Below are 16,080 nucleotides of genomic sequence, written 5' to 3'. Positions count from 1 at the left end.
ACCAGCGGCGACGATCGGGCGCCCCGGCAGGCCAACAAGCGCGGTGCCGCGCGTCTGGCCGCCGTGCAGGCGCTCTATCAGATGGACGTGGCCGGCAGCGGGCTGCTCGAGATCACCGCGGAGTATGAATCCTTCCGGCTCGGCAAGGAGATCGACGGCGCCGTCTATCGCGAGGCCGACGCACAGTGGTTTCGGTCGATCCTGGCCGGCGTGGTGCAGAACCAGAAGACGATCGATCCGGTCATCCACGACGCGCTCACCGAGGACTGGCCGCTGTCTCGCCTGGACTCGACGTTGCGCGCGATCATGCGCGCCGGGGTCTACGAGCTGATGGAGCGGCGCGACGTGCCGGTGGCGGTGATCGTGTCGGAGTATGTCGACATCGCCAAGGCCTTCTATGAGGAGGAGGAGCCGCGGCTGGTCAACGCCGTGCTCGACCGCGTCGCCCGGCGCATCCGCGGCGAAGGCCGCGGCCAGGACGCCCAGTGACAGCGTCGCTCGAGACGCAGCAGAAGGAGGCGCGGCGCACCGCGATCATCCTCGCCTGCGCCAGCGCCATAGTGGGCTCCGCAGCCCCGATCTCCATCTCGACCGGCGGACTGGCGGGATACTACCTGCTCGACGCCGACAAGTCGCTCGCGACCGCTCCGATCACGGCCTACAATATCGGCGTCGCACTCGGCGCCCTGCCGCTCGCGGCGCTGGTGCGCAATGTCGGGCAGCGCAATGCCTTCGTCTCCGGCACCTTGGCGACGGCGCTCGGCGGCGCGATCGCTACGCTCGGCCTCTTCCGCGGCGAGTTCTGGCTTTTCGCCGCCGGGCTGCTGGTCATCGGCTTCGGCGGCGCCTCCGTGCAGCAGTACCGGTTCGCGGCGGCCGACAACGCACCATCGACCTACAAGGCGCGCGCCATCTCGACGGTGCTCACCGGCGGCGTCGCCATGGCAATCGTCGGGCCGCAGGTGGTGATCTTCTCGCGCGAACTCTTCGCCCCGGTGATGTTCGCAGGTTCTTTCGCCGCCATCATCGGTCTGGCGGCGATCGGCGCCGTCATCCTCTCCTTCCTGCGCCTGCACGACAAACGGCCGAAGCCGGTGGTGGCGGGCGCCGAACCGGCGCGGCCGCTCGGCGAAATCCTTTCCCAGCCGCGTTTCGTCGTGGCGCTCCTGTGCGCCATCGGTTCCTACGCTCTGATGAGCTTCGTCATGACCGGTGCGCCGCTCGCCATGGTGGGCTGCGGCTTCTCGCCCGACGAGGCGGCACTCGGCATCTCCTGGCACGTGATGGCGATGTTCGCGCCGAGCTTCTTCACCGGGCGCCTCATCGCGCGCTTCGGCAAGGAAAACGTGGTCGCGACAGGCCTGCTGCTTCTCATCGGATGCGGCCTGGTCGCACTCTCCGGCATCGCGCTGTGGCAGTTCTGGACGGCGCTGATCCTGCTCGGCATCGGCTGGAACTTCGGCTTCATCGGTGCGACGGCCATGGTTTCGGAGTGCTACCGCGAATCCGAGAAGGGCAAGATTTCGGGCATCCACGATTTCCTGCTCTTCGGCTCGGTGGCCTTCGGATCGCTGATGTCGGGTCAGGTCTACAACCACTGGGGATGGGATATGCTGAACTGGGTCATATTCCCGGTCGCCGCCCTTTGCCTGGTCGCACTCGTCTGGTTGAGGCTTTCCGCGGGCCGCAAGATCGAAAGCCACGCCTGAACGCCCGCGCTTCGGCCCGCTTCGTGACGAAAGCCGGGCAAAACCATAACAAATCCTTGACGTTGACTTGGCCGTTTCGCATACACCGCGACGATCGGCCGGAAACCGCGTCGCGCGGCCGGCCTGCCATCAACGGCCCGGGGAGGGGTTCTTTCGGGCCACCAATCGAGGAATTCCGCAAATGACAATACTTTATGTCGTCATTCTCTGCGGCGCGCTCTCCATCGTGTACGCCATCTGGGCGACGCAGTCGGTCCTTGCGGCCGACCAGGGCAATGCGCGCATGCAGGAAATCGCCGGCGCGATCCGTGAGGGCGCGCAAGCCTATCTCACCCGCCAGTACACGACGATCGCCATCGTCGGCGTCGTGGTGCTGCTGCTCGCCTGGTGGCTTCTCAGCGGACTGGCGGCGATCGGCTTCCTGATCGGCGCCGTGCTGTCGGGCGCCGCCGGCTTCATCGGCATGCACGTGTCGGTGCGCGCCAACGTGCGCACCGCGCAGGCAGCTTCCAACAGCCTGGCGGCGGGTCTCGACATCGCCTTCAAGTCGGGCGCCATCACCGGAATGCTGGTCGCCGGCCTCGCCCTGCTCGGCGTCGCCGTCTACTATTGGGTGCTGATCGGCGTGCTCGGCCTCGCCCCGAACGATCGGGCGGTCATCGACGCGCTCGTGGCGCTCGGCTTCGGCGCCTCGCTGATCTCCATCTTCGCGCGCCTGGGCGGCGGCATCTTCACCAAGGGCGCCGACGTGGGCGGCGATCTCGTGGGCAAGGTGGAAGCCGGCATTCCCGAGGACGATCCGCGCAATCCGGCGACCATCGCCGACAACGTAGGCGACAACGTCGGCGACTGCGCCGGCATGGCCGCCGACCTGTTCGAAACCTACGCCGTCACGGTCGTGGCGACAATGGTGCTTGGCGCGATCTTCTTCGGCGGCACCGCCATCCTGGGCAGCGTCATGCTCTACCCGCTCGCCATCTGCGGGGCCTGCATCATCACGTCGATCATCGGCACCTTCTTCGTCAAGCTCGGCTCCAACGGCTCCATCATGGGCGCCCTCTACAAGGGCCTGATCGTGACCGGCCTGCTCTCCATCATCGGGCTGGGCGGCGCGACCTCGCTGACGGTCGGCTGGGGCGATATCGGGGTGGGCGGCGGCGTGGCCGTCAACGGCACCTACCTGTTCGTCTGCGGCATCGTCGGCCTGATCGTGACGGGGCTGATCGTCGTCATCACCGAATACTACACCGGCACCAACAAGCGCCCGGTGAACTCGATCGCGCAGGCGTCTGTGAGCGGCCATGGTACCAACGTCATCCAGGGCCTGGCCGTGTCGCTCGAAGCCACCGCGCTGCCGGCCACCGTCATCGTCGGCGGCATCATCGTCACCTACCAGCTCGCCGGCCTCTTCGGCACCGCGATCGCGGTGACGACCATGCTCGGGCTTGCCGGCATGATCGTGGCGCTCGACGCTTTCGGCCCGGTGACCGACAATGCGGGCGGCATCGCCGAGATGTCGGGCCTGCCCAAGGAGGTGCGTCAGTCGACCGACGCGCTCGACGCGGTGGGCAACACCACAAAGGCGGTCACCAAGGGATACGCGATCGGTTCGGCCGGCCTCGGCGCGCTGGTGCTGTTCGCGGCCTATTCCTACGACCTCGAATTCTTCATGGCCAACAGCGAGACCTACCCCTACTTCGCGGGCATGGAGAACGTGTCATTCTCGCTCTCCAATCCCTACGTGGTGGCGGGCCTGATCTTCGGCGGACTGATCCCGTATCTCTTCGGCGGCATCGCCATGACGGCGGTCGGCCGCGCTGCGGGGGCGGTCGTGGAGGAGGTTCGCCGGCAGTTCCGCGAGAAGCCGGGCATCATGGAAGGCAAGGACCGTCCGGACTATGCCCGCGCGGTGGACATGCTGACCAAAGCCGCGATCCGGGAGATGATCATCCCCTCGCTGCTGCCGGTCCTGGCGCCGCTGGTGGTGTACTTCGGCGTGCTCCTGATCTCCGGCTCCAAGGCCTCGGCCTTCGCGGCGCTCGGCGCCTCGTTGCTCGGTGTCATCGTCAACGGCCTCTTCGTGGCCATCTCGATGACTTCGGGCGGCGGCGCCTGGGACAACGCCAAGAAGTCCTTCGAGGACGGCTTCATCGACAAGGACGGGGTCAAGCACGTCAAGGGCAGCGAGGCCCACAAGGCCTCGGTGACCGGCGACACGGTCGGCGATCCCTACAAGGATACCGCCGGGCCGGCCGTGAACCCGGCCATCAAGATCACCAACATCATGGCGCTCCTGCTGCTGGCAGTGCTCGCGCACAGCTGATAGGGCGCAGATCGGTTCAAGAGGCCCCGCCGGAGCGATCCGGCGGGGCTTTTTTCTTTCTGTTGCGATGCACGGCTAGCAAGTTCGGGGATCCGTCGCGGCGACCGGCCGATGCCGCCTATCCTTTGGTACAGGCGAGAAGCAGGCTCACCAGTTCGGCTTGACGGTTCGCACCCGTCTTCTCGAAGATGCGCATCAAATGGGTGCGAGCGGTGTTGATCGAAATTCCGCATCGGCCGGCCGCGGCCGCGCGGCCGTCGCCTGCAAGCATCTCCACCGCAAGGGCCGCTTCGGCGCCGGTCAAGCCGAACCGCTGCCGAAAGTCCGCCGCGCGACGGACCCTGAGAGCCTCGTTGTCGACTACGCGCAGGATTACCGACGGCCTGCGAATGGCCAGGAGGTCTCTGGTCGCCATGGCTGGCCGGAACGGCAGCACTTCGATCGTGATCCGTGGCCGGCCGTCGTGCCCGCAGGCGATCGTCTCCCCGGATGATCCGGAGGTGGCAAACTCCAGCCGCGCAGACTCCCGGATGAGACGGCGCATGCGCTCGTCCGACGCGGGATCGCTGAGAAAGAGCACCTTGTCGCGCATCCTGAGCAGGGTCGAGCGAGACAGGATTTCCTCGGCAATCGCGTCCGCATGCGTCACGGTCCCAAGTTGATCGACTAGGATGATGCCATGCTCTTCGCTTCTTCCCGCTTGCGCGAGGGCATCGACCTGCTCGAGCCAGCGGAACTTCTGGGTGAAGCGCATGGCGCGCACCAGATGCGGCAGGATCGCTTCAAAGGCGCGGAAGCTCTCCTGCTCGATCCGGTCTTCCCGGCTCGATGCCTGCAGGACGAGGCTCGCGAAGAAGTTCTCTCCCAACGCCAGATTGGAGGCCAGTCGCTCGCTGCCGAGGCCGGAGTTTCGCCAATAGTCCTTGTAGAAGGTGCTGTCGAAGAAGCGGTCGCGGCCCGTGTCGGCCAGGGTGGTGATCGTTCCGACCGGGGCTGAAGCCGTTGCCTTCGATGTCGGGTCGTGTTGCCACCAGTAGTCGCCGAAGCTTGCGACGACGTCCGGATCGGCCCTCGGCGTGGTCACCGAGGAATAGCCTGCGCTGTTGTCGACGATCACGAGAGCGCTGTTGTCGGCTCCGCAGAAGTCCGCGATCGAGTTGAGGATCGCCGGCCAGTCGTCGTCGCCGAGCGCGCCGTCATAGACGCGCCCGACCAGCGAAAGGAGATCGCGGTTCTCGCCCGGGTTGGTGCGTCCGCCGATCATGCTCCGTTCCCAGACAAGCCGCGTTGCGAATTTGTAGTGGCGATAGGGGGAGATCGCATCATCGATATGAATAATGCGGGAATGTTTGTTTCAGTCGCACCCCGTCGGATGGAGAGGACTGCAACATGCAAGACATGGCTACGATCTAGCCCTATCCATGTTCACCCGTATCAAGTGAAACGCGCAAACGGTTCACAAGCGCGCCGAGCTCGTTCTGTCCGGCGGCTCCTGTCTTATTAAACGCGTTGGAAAGATGCTTGCGCACCGTGTTGATAGAGATCCCCCTTCGCCTCGCGATGGTGTCGACGCTTTCTCCTTCGGCAACACCCAGTGCAATCTCGGCTTCGGCACTCGTCAGCCCGGTCAACGCCGACAGCACTTCCACGGACGGTGGTCTCGCTGCGCCGCTGCCGGTCACGAAAATCGCTGCCATCCCCGGACCGAGTGCGCGCCGCCGGTCCGACATCCCGAAGGGCAGGACGTTGACGACGCATGCCTCACCATCGCTGCCGGGTAGCGCCATGCCGGCGCCCCAGGTGCCCAGATTGCTGTCGATACCGGAACAGGCGATGTCGACGGCCGTGACAAAGCTGCTCCTGTGGGTCTCGGACAAGGGACGCAGATTGCCCGCAACGGCCTGGATGAAGTTGCCGCGCGAAAGGAGCGCCTCGCCAGCCGCGTTGTGGTAGACCAGCCTTCCGCTCGCACCGACGATGAAGATCGCGACAGTAAGACGGTCGAGAACGCCGCGATGGATGCGCAACAGCACATGTGCGTCGTCGAGCATGTCGGAGATCAGCAAGGCCCGCCGTATGTGCGGCGTCAGCATCGACATGACCTCCATCTCCGTATCGGTCACCGGAGGGCGATCGGCCGACGTCCATGCCGACAGCATGGCGGTGAGATTGCGACGCTGAATGACCGGTGTGTTGCAGGCATCCTTCAGGCCCTGCGGGCCGACCCAGGTCCGATAGAAGTCGGTCCTGCGGAACTGCTGCTCGTCCACGAGGCGCAGCTGGACCACCGGAGAGTCGATCGGCGCGGAGCGCATGTTCTGGAAGCCGGGGATTGTTTCCAGCTTGCCGAGCAGTTCGACCATGCGCCCCTCGTCCCAGTCGGTCCGCAGGGTAAGGAGCTGGGGTGGCGCGCTGGTCCCGGCTTGCGGGAACGAGACGAAGTGGATGGCCAGAAAAGCAAGGTCCAGCCGATCCCGGATGAAATCCAGCGTCGCCTCCCAACCATCCGGCTCGATGGCGCAGTCGTAAATCCGCGAGACGGCTTGGTTGAGGAAATCCGCGTCCAATGACACCCCCGGCCGATGATCCGGCGAACAGCTTAGCGACTAAGTCCCGTCAGTCCACAACTTGTCGGCGCCGTCTGCCGACTGTCGGACCTTTCCGAAGCATGCCGGTATCACACGAACGTCGCACTATTTCCCCATCGGCATTGGCTAATGTTCTGATCGATCACTGTTCAGTTCAGGAGGTGAACGATGCTGATGCGGGCCCGGCGAAATGCCAAAAAAACGCTCCTTGAACTGCGAAACGCCTCCGCGAGACCATCCGTTCTGGATCAGGGCGTCGACGACGGGATCGTCGTCAGTCGTGAGAACTGGGTGCACATGTGGCTGGACATGCGGCATGTCGTTCATGCAAGCGGCGGCATGATCTCAGCCTTCCGCGGCGTGTCCTTCGAAGGCCAGCCGATGTGGATGGTCAGGCACATCGACAAGGCGCTGGGCTACCATTCGCTGGCGCCGGATGCCGGCAGCGCGATCATCGAGGCCGAAGCGGCGTGGGAGGAACGCAAGCGCGTGCGCCGTCGCTGGCGGGAGGTCGAGTCGCTCGCGCGCGACCTGCTTCTTGGACGTGTCTCTCTCCGCATCACGATTGAGATGCCTACGAATCCGCGCTCTGCGAGACGGGCATCAGGGCGTTCATGTCCCGCATCGGCCTGGGTCGCGTCCGCCGCCTTCCTGGCCGCGCCGTCTCGCTGCTCATGAAGATCGAACCGCAGGTCGGCTTCGTGATCTTTCGCGCCTGGGAACGGGTAAATGGCTTCGAGACCCAATTGCCGGTGGCACGCGAGCCATCCGAACTTGCCACGGTGGGGTCCGCGGCGGCACGAACCGAACCCAGCCCCGTCTGAACCTCTGGGCAGACCACGATCGATATTTCGGTGTCGAATCATATCCCCGTCCGGGAAACGGAGACGACCTGCAAAGGAAACAGCCTGCCTGATAATCCCGATCATTCCTCATCTGCCACGGGCAAAGGCCACGCAATCGAACCGCCTGTCGCGATGATGAAACACGATGGACATGATCCTGGCGAGACTTCGAACCGCATTGCGGTGTGCGTCGTTCGGGTGCTGCGCGGCGTCATCGAAGTCGACATGATGATGCAGCAGGACGACCCGGCCTCCCGGGGCGGTCGATCTTGCGAGCGATACGATCAACCGCTCGGAATCTGAAGCGCTTAGGTAATAAAGGAGTTCTGACACGACGATGAGGTCGAACGGCTGCCGCGGCAAGTCGGCAGGCAGAAGTGCCTGGCGTATCGTCACGGTCTCCATCCCCGCCAGACGATGCGACGCCTCACCGACAGCGGTTGCTGAGGCATCGAGCGCGAGCAGGCGTAGGCATTTCGGAGCCAGCGCGCGGGTCGTCTCGCCGTTTGCACAAGCGAGTTCCAGCGCCCGTCCTCGGATGGTCGGCCCGCAAGCTTTCAGGAGAATCCCGCGCTTGTAGGCCTCGAACCGGGAGGTCGCGTAGTTCCATGGATCCGGATTGGCGCGAAACAACGCTTCGAAACCCGCGGGATTGATCACATGCATGGACGGAAGTAACTTTCGACCGGCCCGGTCAGCCGCGCCTGCGTTTCCTGGTCGAGGACGAAACCTCCGGGAGCTTCTGCTTCAATCGCACCGAGTTGCGTGGAATGCGCCATCAGGGCTTCGATCTTCTTCGATCGCTGCGTGGCGATCGATAGCGAAACGACCTCTACCTCGCCGTCGCGCGGGAAATCTTCCGGTGCGCCGAATTTCTCGAGCCAGATCGCATATTCCAGGCAAGGTGCCGCGCAACCGGCAGCACGAAGCCCTTCGCAAACCAGCGTATGGGAGTCTCGATGATCGGAGTGCGGGTCGCGTCGCCACGGCAGAACCACCAGATCCGGATCAAACTCGCGGATCAGATCGGCAATTCGATCTCTTGCGGAAGTCCATTCTTCCGACCCCGTGGCCGGCATCGCGGCGTCCGGCAAGCGCAGGAAGGTGCGCGGCTGTTCGCCCGCGCCCAGCAATCTCAATGCTTCTTCTGCCTCCCGTTCGCGTACCATCGCCAGTCTTGGACGGGGCCAGGCAGGCGAAGCAGGATGCGAAGCGCCTCCGTCGGTGACAAACAACGTATGGACCCGGCTCCCGCGAGCGACCGCGGCGGCGATCAGGCCGCCACACCCAAGCGTCTCGTCGTCCGGATGCGGCGCCACGACCAGTATGCGTCGAGCGGAGCCGACCTGCCGTTCGAACTGCCCGTGGCTAATCATCGGGGCTCTGCAATCGCGGCGATCAAATTTCGAGGAAAGGAGGGGCCCCATGCACCCGCGGTGATCGCGTCGCCGAGCGATGCGAGCGAGCCATCGGGGTTGGGTTGACGCAGATAGGTGCGCAAGTCGCGGTCTAGTCTCTCAAGCGGATGGGGTGCGTTGAACCCAGCCGCGCCGACGCCTTGTTCGGCCAGTTCGAGCACAGTCATCGCCGAGCGTTCGATCACCGCACGCGCGGCCTGCGTCGTCGCGATCAAACGGTTTGCAGCCGCCTTGTCCTCCGGATCGTTTTCCGCTTGCTCCCAAGCCTCGGCACCACGCAGCAGCCAATCATAGGCTGTTTGGAGCGCTGCCCCCATCAACGCGATGCGCTGGCTCTGATACGGGTTTCCGGCGCGCCCGGTTCGACGGAGATGCTCGACAGCACAATCGAATATCGCATGTATGCCGCCAGTTTGTACCGCGACGAAACGGATCGCGCCCCCGGAAAACAATGGTTCGCGAATGTAGGTGTCGGGCGCACCTAGAAACATCTCATCCGACACGTTCAGATTCTCGACCGAGATGATGTGGCTTCCGGAGGCACGCATGCCGCTCGGCTTCCACCAGCTCCGGTCCACCGTAAGAACGCTCGTGGGGAGTAGGATCATCTGTCTGCCTTCGGCGAGCGTGACAGTCACGATCGCACAGGCGAGGCCATCCACCCCGGAGGCAAAATTCTTTGCGCCGCTCAAACTGCCACTTTCCAAGACCAGGGGATTTGACGGTGCATCCGTATTCCAGACGCCATATGTCGCTTCGGCGCTGGCGTTGCGGAAGGCGGTCTCGCGCTGGTGTGCGGTGCCGAATCGATCGATCAGGACGAGCGCGTTTACGTGGCCTTCGAAGATCCGGCCCACGCTGAGGTCGCCTCGTCCCACCGCGCTCAAGAGATGGAGAAGATCCGCTGCCTGGCCTACGGCGATCGGTGGACGGCCGAGGTGGCCCCGCATCGCGAGTTCTTCGAATGCCTCCTGCGGAAAGCTGCCGTTCGCATCGTGGGCGGGGGCGTGCGCCGCGATCGCCTCACTGAGGCCCGCGAAGCTGTCGCGGCCTATCCGAGGTTCATGCAGCATGGGCGCGTCCTTCGCGTTGGGCTATTCGCTCCATGATGGCTGCGATTGCCTGATCGACCGGTGTCGTTCCGGGAGCGTCGAGTTCGGCGGGCGCATGACGTGCGATCAAATGGTTTATCCCCAGAGGCCCACCATCGGAATCGAGAAGACGTGAGAGGTCGACACCCAAAGTGTTTGCAAGCGATGCCACCTCAACCGGTCGCCGAAAATCCGTGGTGCGTATGGCACGCCGCGAAGCATGACGCCGTTCGATTCTCAGCGGACCTTCCACGAGATGCGGCATCCCCACGGCCTCTTGTTCCACCCATTCTCTTATGCAGTTGGCCATTCCGTTTCGTGCGCGGCCCACAAGTCTCGCCGAGACTGTGACCTTGACCGCGGGATCATGTCGCAGTTTGAAACCCGCCAAAAGCAAGCGTTCGACCAGATCGATGTCTTCTCGCACGGGAAGCGCCCGCAAACCTCCGACCGCCCGATAGGCCGCGGCCGTCACCGCAATACTGGCACCTGAGTGGTCGGTATGCCGGGGTGCCGGGTCATACTCCAGCGGATCGATCAGGGCGGCCAAATCGTCGGCCAGGCGTGTGTAGGTTCTGTGCAGTGAAGCTCTTCTACAGAAACCGGGCCCCAGGCTCCGCTCCTCGTCCTCATCGCCGAAGATTTCACCACCGACGACGTCCGCTCCCGTATCGATGGCAGCGATGTTGGCCTCCACCCAGCGGGTATCGGGTATTGCATCCGCATCGGTCGTGAGAAGCACCAGTGGTTCAGGTCCTTCTTGACTAATTGCGACTTCCATCGCGAGACGCCGTGCCGAACCAACGTGCGCGTCGTCCTTGGAAAACCGAACGTCCACAATGGTCACACTAAGCGACGGAGTGTTCGCGATGACGGTCTCGAGGATCTCGCGGGAACCGTCGTCGGAGTTGTTCAGGACGATGACGACAGGCAGCACGGCGCCGCTTAGTCGTTGCCACGACTGGCCGGCGAGCGCCCTGACGATGCCCGGAAGTCTGGCGGCTTCGTTCCGGGCCGGTATTGCCACCCGGGGCGAGTAAGTCGTGCGCAAAGTTCGTTCCTCGTCCGAATGACGTGGAGGAACTGCTTGAGGTGAGTTCTGTTCCCGAAGTGGGAGGAGCCGCGTCTGTTCTAGTTCGGCCCGCTGTTGCCGAAGGGGCCACCTGCGGGCGGCTTGCCGCTGGAGAGACCGGAGAGAAGCTGGCCGACGAAGGACTGATCCTTGCCGCCGGTCGGCGTGGTGCGCGAGACGAAGTCGAAGACCTTGCCGTCCTTGAGGCCGTAGTGGGCTATGTTGTCCACGCGGCCTTCATCGTTGAAATAGACCGCCATCACCTGCTGATCGACGATCTTCGGGTTCATGAAGGCCACCGGTCGCACGCGCTTCTGGGAGATGTAGTAAAACACCTCGCTATCGAAGGTCGCGGTCGTGGAAGGCGAGCCGAGGGCCAGAAGCACCTGTTCGCGGCTCGAGCCCACCGGAACGAGTTCGAGTGCCTGCTCGTCGATCACGTAGCCCTGGGTGAGCGTCTCGCTGGGGGCGAGGGAGGCGGTGGTGCACCCGGAAAGGACGACCCCCGCGCCAGCAACGCACAACACCGCCGGTCGAAGGATGGACCCTGCCTTGAAAAACTGCGACCGCACCGACATCTCCATGCAAATCGGCCCTGCAAGCTTGCGCGGGGCCGCGAACTCGGTAAACCAGCTTCTTCGCCGATGCAACCTGACCCGCTGCGTGCGTGGCACACGAGGGAGACATGCCCGGCATGCTCAGACGATTGTTGGGCCTCCGGCCGAACGCCAACAGGGCCGTAGCGGATGCCGTCTACGCCCGAATCGTGGCGGCGGCGCGGCAGCCCGAATTCTACGCCGACTGGGACGTGCCGGATACGCCGCTCGGGCGTTTCGAGATGCTTTCGCTGCATGTCTTCCTGTTCATGCACCGGACCCGCGGCGGCGACCAGGCGCTCGCCGACCTGACGCAGGAGCTGACGGACGAATTCTTCACCGACGTCGACCATTCCCTGCGTGAACTGGGTATTGGTGACATGGGCATCTCGAAGCGCATGAAGAAGCTCGCGCGGATGTTCTACGGCCGCGCGGAAGCCTATGACGCCGCTTTGCAGGCCGGCGATGCGCCGGCGCTCGCCGCAGCCTTCCAGCGTAACATACGGCCCGACCTGAAGGACTGGAACGGAGCCGGCCCCTTGTCGCTTTACGCGATGGACGTCGAGCGGAGCCTTGCGACGCAGACCTCCGAAGACCTGCTCCAGGGCAGGGTGGAATTCCCATCGCCGGTTCGCTAGAGCGCGGATTACCGATATGAACGAACATCAGAAAAGTCCGATCTCGTTTTATGCCACTATCCTGCGGCTGCCCAGGAAAGGCATGCCCGTCGTGCTGGAACCCGACGACGCCGAGCGCGCGCGGTTGGCTCAGGAGCACGACCTCCTGAGCCTCGACCGCTTCCGCGCAGACATGCTCGTGGAGCCGTGGAAGGGCGACGGGGTGCGGGTGTCGGGCGAAGTCTCCGCGCATGTCACGCAGGCCTGCGTGGTCACTCTGGAGCCGGTGGAAAGCGAGGTGCACGAGCGAATCGATGCCCTGTTCATCCCAGAGCATTCGCCGCTCGCGCGCTACGAGAGCGATCCCTCCGGCGAGCTATTGATCGATCCGGAAGGACCGGACGCGCCCGAAATCTTCACCGGGGACAAGATCGACGTCGGCGCCCTGGCGGAGGAGTTCTTCGCGCTCGGCATCGACCCTTATCCGCGCAAGAGGGCGCCGGACGGTGAAACCGTTCACGGGGACAGATCGTTCAGGGACGAGACCGAATCGCCCTTCGCCAGGCTCGCGGCTCTGAAGACGAAACTCTGAACGCTTTGGCGACGGGGCCCGATAACGGTTGTGCCGGCTGCGAAAACAGCTATTTTCGCCGCACTTTGCAGACGCATTTCGGAGTGCGGATCATGACGGGAAACGCGTGGTAAGAATTTCCATCGATGCCATGGGCGGCGACCACGGACCGGCGGTCACCGTCGCCGGCCTCCAGAACGTGGTTCAGAGGCGTTCCGACGTCCGCTTCCTGATCTTCGGCCAGCAAGACGTGGTGGCTCCGGTCCTCGACCGGTTTCCCAAGGTCGCGGCCGTTTCGGACTTCGTGCATTGCGAGATCGCCGTGCGCATGGACGACAAGCCCAGCCAGGCGCTGCGCCATGGGCGCTGGAAATCCTCCATGTGGAAGGCGATCGAGGCAGTGAAGGCAGGCGACGCGGACGTCTGCATCTCGGCCGGCAACACCGGCGCATTGATGGCCATGTCGAAATTCTGTCTGCGCACGATGGCGAGCATCGAGCGTCCGGCGATTGCCGCGATCTGGCCGACCGCGAGGAGCGAGAGCATCGTTCTCGACGTCGGTGCCACGATCGGCGCCGACGCACACCAGTTGATCGATTTCGCCATTCTCGGCTCGGCGATGGCCAGGGCGCTGTTCCAGGTCGAGAGGCCGACGGTAGGCCTGCTCAATGTCGGCGTCGAAGAGATCAAGGGCCAGGAAGACGTGCGCGAGGCAGGCCGGCTCCTGCGCGAGGCCGACCTGAAGACGATGGACTATCGGGGCTACGTCGAGGGCGACGACATCGGCAAGGGCACGGTCGACGTCGTGGTCACGGAAGGGTTCTCCGGCAACATCGCGCTCAAGACGGCCGAGGGAACGGCAAAGCAGATCGCCGAGTACCTGCGGGCCGCGATGAGCCGTACCTGGATGGCGCGGCTCGGATATGTCTTTGCGCGCGACGCCTTCCAGCGGCTGCGCGAGAAGATGGACGTGCGCAAGATCAACGGCGGAGTGTTCCTCGGCCTGAACGGCATCGTCGTGAAGAGCCATGGCGGCACTGACGACGAGGGCTTCGCCGCCGCCGTCGAACTCGGCTACGACATGGTCCGCAACAGGTTGATCGACAAGATCAGAGCGGATATCGACCTGTTCCACGCAAAAGTGCCCGACGTGCGAGTCCGGGCCGAACCGAACGGCGAGCAGGGGCAAGCATGATACGTTCCGTCGTATGCGGCGTGGGATCCGCGTTACCCCGCCGCATCATGCGCAATGCCGATTTCGAAGGCATGATGGAAACTTCCGATGCCTGGATCGTGCAGCGAACCGGCATCACGCAGCGCCACATCGCCGACGACAGCGAGACGACCGCTTCGCTCGGCGAGGCCGCCGCCCGGGCCGCCCTGAAAGCGGCAGGCATGACGCCGGACGATATCGACCTGATCGTGCTTGCCACTTCGACCCCGAACCGAACCTTCCCCGCCACCGCCGTAGAGATCCAGGAACGGCTCGGCATGCACCATGGCTTCGCCTTCGACATGCAGGCGGTGTGCAGCGGCTTCGTCTATGCCATGACCACGGCCGATCTCTACATCCGCGGCGGGCTTGCAAAGCGCGTTCTGGTGATCGGTTCGGAGACCTTCTCGCGCATTCTCGACTGGACCGACCGCTCGACCTGCGTGCTGTTCGGGGACGGCGCGGGCGCGGTGATCCTCGAGGCGGCCGAAGGCGGCGGGACGATAGAGGACCGCGGCATCCTGGCGACCAGCCTCAGATCAGACGGATCGCACCAGGAAAAGCTCTACGTCGACGGCGGCCCGTCCACGACTGGCACCGTCGGGCATCTGCGCATGGAAGGCCGCGAGGTCTTCAAGCACGCGGTCGCCATGATCACGGACGTGGTCGAGGCGACGTTCGGGGCAGGCGGCATCACCGCCGACGATCTCGACTGGTTCGTCCCGCACCAGGCCAACAAGCGGATCATCGATGCCTCTGCCAAGAAGCTCGGCATCGCCGACGAGAAGGTGGTGATCACGGTCCACCTGCACGGGAACACCTCCGCGGCGTCCGTCCCTCTGGCGCTCAGCGCCGCGGTGCAGGACGGGCGCATCAAGAAGGGCGATCTGGTGCTGCTGGAAGCCATGGGAGGCGGGTTCACCTGGGGCGCCGTCCTCGTCCGCTGGTAACGCTTGGTTAGCCTTCGAAGCCAAGCTAGTCCTTGACCTCTCCCGGTCGATTCCCTAACGTTCCAGCCTATTGTATAAACTGACATTTTTCGAAGATCGGACGGACGATGGGGGGAAAAACTCTTACGCGCGCCGACTTGGCCGAGTCCGTCTACCGGAAGGTCGGTCTGTCGCGCACCGAATCCGCTCAACTCGTCGAGATGGTCCTCGATGAGATCTGCGAGGCGATCGTGGCGGGAGAGACGGTGAAGCTCTCTTCCTTCGCCACCTTCCAGGTGCGCGAAAAGAACGAGCGGATCGGCCGCAATCCCAAGACCGGCGAGGAAGTGCCCATCCTGCCGCGCAAGGTGATGACCTTCAAGGCCTCGAACGTGTTGAAGAACCGCATCCTGCAAGCCCACAAGAAGGCGAAGAGCAAGGACAAGGGCGGGGACAAGGACAAGGACGGGAAATAGCCAGCACCCCTCGGCGTTCGCTCGTATCGCGGGCTTGAATGCCGGGCCGCAAAGCGCTCGAATGGGGCCGAATCGATTTCCTGCGAGGGACTCCCGTGGACAAGAGCCCTGATGCCTTCCGCACCATCAGCGAGGTCGCCGAAGACCTCGACCTGCCCCAGCACGTGCTGCGCTTCTGGGAGACCCGCTTCACCCAGATAAAGCCGCTGAAGCGCGGCGGCGGCCGGCGCTACTACCGTCCGCAGGATGTCGAACTGATCAAGGGCATCAAGGCGATGCTCTACGACCAGGGCTACACGATCAAGGGTGTCCAGAAACTGCTGCGCGAGAACGGCAACCAGTTCGTCTCGGCCATCGGGGCAGGGGACATGGCCGCCGTCGAAGCGATCACGCAGCGCAAGCAGGCCGCGGCGCCCGCCGGCCAGCCCTCCCGCCAGAACGACGACGAGGTGCTGCTCGGCGAGCCGAAGGTGCGCCCGAGCCGCCGCTTCTTCGGTCTGGGCAAGGCGGAGGAGGAGGGTCCCGTGGCGGCCGGCGAGAACAGGCTGTCGCGCGACAACCGCGCCCTGTTGCAGGAAGCGCTGTTCGATCTCCTTGAGTGCAAGAGGCTGCTCGACCAGGTCCGGTAACCG

General features: G+C 64.3%; 17 protein-coding genes. 10 read left to right on the top strand and 7 right to left on the bottom strand.

Going from position 1 to position 16,080, the window contains the following annotated elements; genetic code table 11:
- Nucleotides 1-81 precede the first annotated feature (81 nt).
- The 3 genes from nusB to BSQ44_RS17565 all read left to right on the top strand — a co-directional run bounded on the left by nusB (nt 82) and on the right by BSQ44_RS17565 (nt 4,032).
- Nucleotides 82-489 carry a transcription antitermination factor NusB gene (gene nusB / locus BSQ44_RS17575; protein ID WP_235633434.1) on the top strand — a complete coding sequence of 136 codons (408 nt, stop codon included), beginning with the start codon at nt 82-84 and terminating at the stop codon, nt 487-489.
- Nucleotides 486-1,709, top strand: a complete 1,224-nt coding sequence (locus tag BSQ44_RS17570; RefSeq protein ID WP_072606440.1) for an MFS transporter — start codon at nt 486-488, stop codon at nt 1,707-1,709. The genes nusB and BSQ44_RS17570 overlap by 4 nt, the downstream gene beginning before the upstream one ends.
- 181 nt (nt 1,710-1,890) lie before the next feature.
- Entirely contained in the window at nt 1,891-4,032 is a 2,142-nt protein-coding gene (locus BSQ44_RS17565; RefSeq protein WP_072606439.1) for a sodium-translocating pyrophosphatase, read from the top strand.
- A 118-nt stretch (nt 4,033-4,150) separates the two neighbouring features.
- Here the strand turns inward: BSQ44_RS17565 and BSQ44_RS17560 are convergent, their stop codons facing one another.
- Complete coding sequence (locus tag BSQ44_RS17560; RefSeq protein ID WP_072606438.1) at nt 4,151-5,296, bottom strand: helix-turn-helix transcriptional regulator; 1,146 nt, start codon at nt 5,294-5,296, stop codon at nt 4,151-4,153.
- Nucleotides 5,297-5,447: 151 nt separating this feature from the next.
- Nucleotides 5,448-6,599 (bottom strand): helix-turn-helix transcriptional regulator, encoded by a 1,152-nt coding sequence (locus BSQ44_RS17555; protein WP_072606437.1) that lies wholly within the window; start codon nt 6,597-6,599, stop codon nt 5,448-5,450.
- Between the two features lie 189 nt (nt 6,600-6,788).
- On the opposite strand from BSQ44_RS17555, the gene BSQ44_RS17550 reads away from it, so the two are divergent.
- A complete protein-coding gene (locus tag BSQ44_RS17550; protein ID WP_072606436.1) occupies nt 6,789-7,298 on the top strand; it encodes a hypothetical protein in 510 nt (169 codons plus the stop codon).
- A 254-nt stretch (nt 7,299-7,552) separates the two neighbouring features.
- On the opposite strand, the gene BSQ44_RS17545 is transcribed toward BSQ44_RS17550, so the two are convergent.
- From BSQ44_RS17545 to BSQ44_RS17525, 5 genes are all read right to left on the bottom strand, one after another.
- Nucleotides 7,553-8,131: a class I SAM-dependent methyltransferase gene (locus tag BSQ44_RS17545; protein WP_072606435.1), complete on the bottom strand. Its 579-nt coding sequence runs from the start codon at nt 8,129-8,131 to the stop codon at nt 7,553-7,555.
- Complete coding sequence (locus BSQ44_RS17540) at nt 8,122-8,841, bottom strand: PIG-L deacetylase family protein (protein WP_072606434.1); 720 nt, start codon at nt 8,839-8,841, stop codon at nt 8,122-8,124. Before BSQ44_RS17540 ends, BSQ44_RS17545 begins: the two co-directional genes overlap by 10 nt.
- Nucleotides 8,838-9,956, bottom strand: coding sequence for an acyl-CoA dehydrogenase family protein (locus BSQ44_RS17535; protein WP_072606433.1), 1,119 nt, complete (start codon nt 9,954-9,956; stop codon nt 8,838-8,840). The genes BSQ44_RS17540 and BSQ44_RS17535 overlap by 4 nt, the downstream gene beginning before the upstream one ends.
- Nucleotides 9,946-11,025 (bottom strand): glycosyltransferase family 2 protein, encoded by a 1,080-nt coding sequence (locus BSQ44_RS17530; protein ID WP_072606432.1) that lies wholly within the window; start codon nt 11,023-11,025, stop codon nt 9,946-9,948. The genes BSQ44_RS17535 and BSQ44_RS17530 overlap by 11 nt, the downstream gene beginning before the upstream one ends.
- Before the next feature lie 80 nt (nt 11,026-11,105).
- Complete coding sequence (locus BSQ44_RS17525; RefSeq protein ID WP_072606431.1) at nt 11,106-11,630, bottom strand: outer membrane protein assembly factor BamE; 525 nt, start codon at nt 11,628-11,630, stop codon at nt 11,106-11,108.
- 110 nt (nt 11,631-11,740) lie between these two features.
- On the opposite strand from BSQ44_RS17525, the gene BSQ44_RS17520 reads away from it, so the two are divergent.
- The 6 genes from BSQ44_RS17520 to BSQ44_RS17495 all read left to right on the top strand — a co-directional run bounded on the left by BSQ44_RS17520 (nt 11,741) and on the right by BSQ44_RS17495 (nt 16,077).
- On the top strand, nt 11,741-12,280 hold the full coding sequence (locus BSQ44_RS17520) for a ubiquinol-cytochrome C chaperone family protein (protein ID WP_072608132.1): 540 nt from the start codon (nt 11,741-11,743) through the stop codon (nt 12,278-12,280).
- Nucleotides 12,281-12,296: 16 nt separating this feature from the next.
- Nucleotides 12,297-12,851, top strand: coding sequence for a YceD family protein (locus BSQ44_RS17515; protein ID WP_072606430.1), 555 nt, complete (start codon nt 12,297-12,299; stop codon nt 12,849-12,851).
- A 106-nt stretch (nt 12,852-12,957) separates the two neighbouring features.
- On the top strand, nt 12,958-14,025 hold the full coding sequence (plsX, locus tag BSQ44_RS17510) for a phosphate acyltransferase PlsX (protein WP_072606429.1): 1,068 nt from the start codon (nt 12,958-12,960) through the stop codon (nt 14,023-14,025).
- Nucleotides 14,022-14,993 carry a beta-ketoacyl-ACP synthase III gene (locus tag BSQ44_RS17505; protein ID WP_072606428.1) on the top strand — a complete coding sequence of 324 codons (972 nt, stop codon included), beginning with the start codon at nt 14,022-14,024 and terminating at the stop codon, nt 14,991-14,993. The genes plsX and BSQ44_RS17505 overlap by 4 nt, the downstream gene beginning before the upstream one ends.
- A gap of 107 nt (nt 14,994-15,100) precedes the next feature.
- Entirely contained in the window at nt 15,101-15,448 is a 348-nt protein-coding gene (locus BSQ44_RS17500; protein ID WP_072606427.1) for an integration host factor subunit alpha, read from the top strand.
- A 95-nt stretch (nt 15,449-15,543) separates the two neighbouring features.
- The gene (locus BSQ44_RS17495) at nt 15,544-16,077 is read left to right on the top strand and encodes a MerR family transcriptional regulator (RefSeq protein ID WP_072608131.1); all 534 of its coding nucleotides are present in this window, start codon (nt 15,544-15,546) and stop codon (nt 16,075-16,077) included.
- Nucleotides 16,078-16,080 lie beyond the last annotated feature (3 nt).

Origin of the sequence: Aquibium oceanicum, assembly GCF_001889605.1 — a bacterium.
GTDB lineage: Bacteria > Pseudomonadota > Alphaproteobacteria > Rhizobiales > Rhizobiaceae > Aquibium > Aquibium oceanicum.
This window is presented reverse-complemented; position numbering and strand designations above follow the sequence as displayed.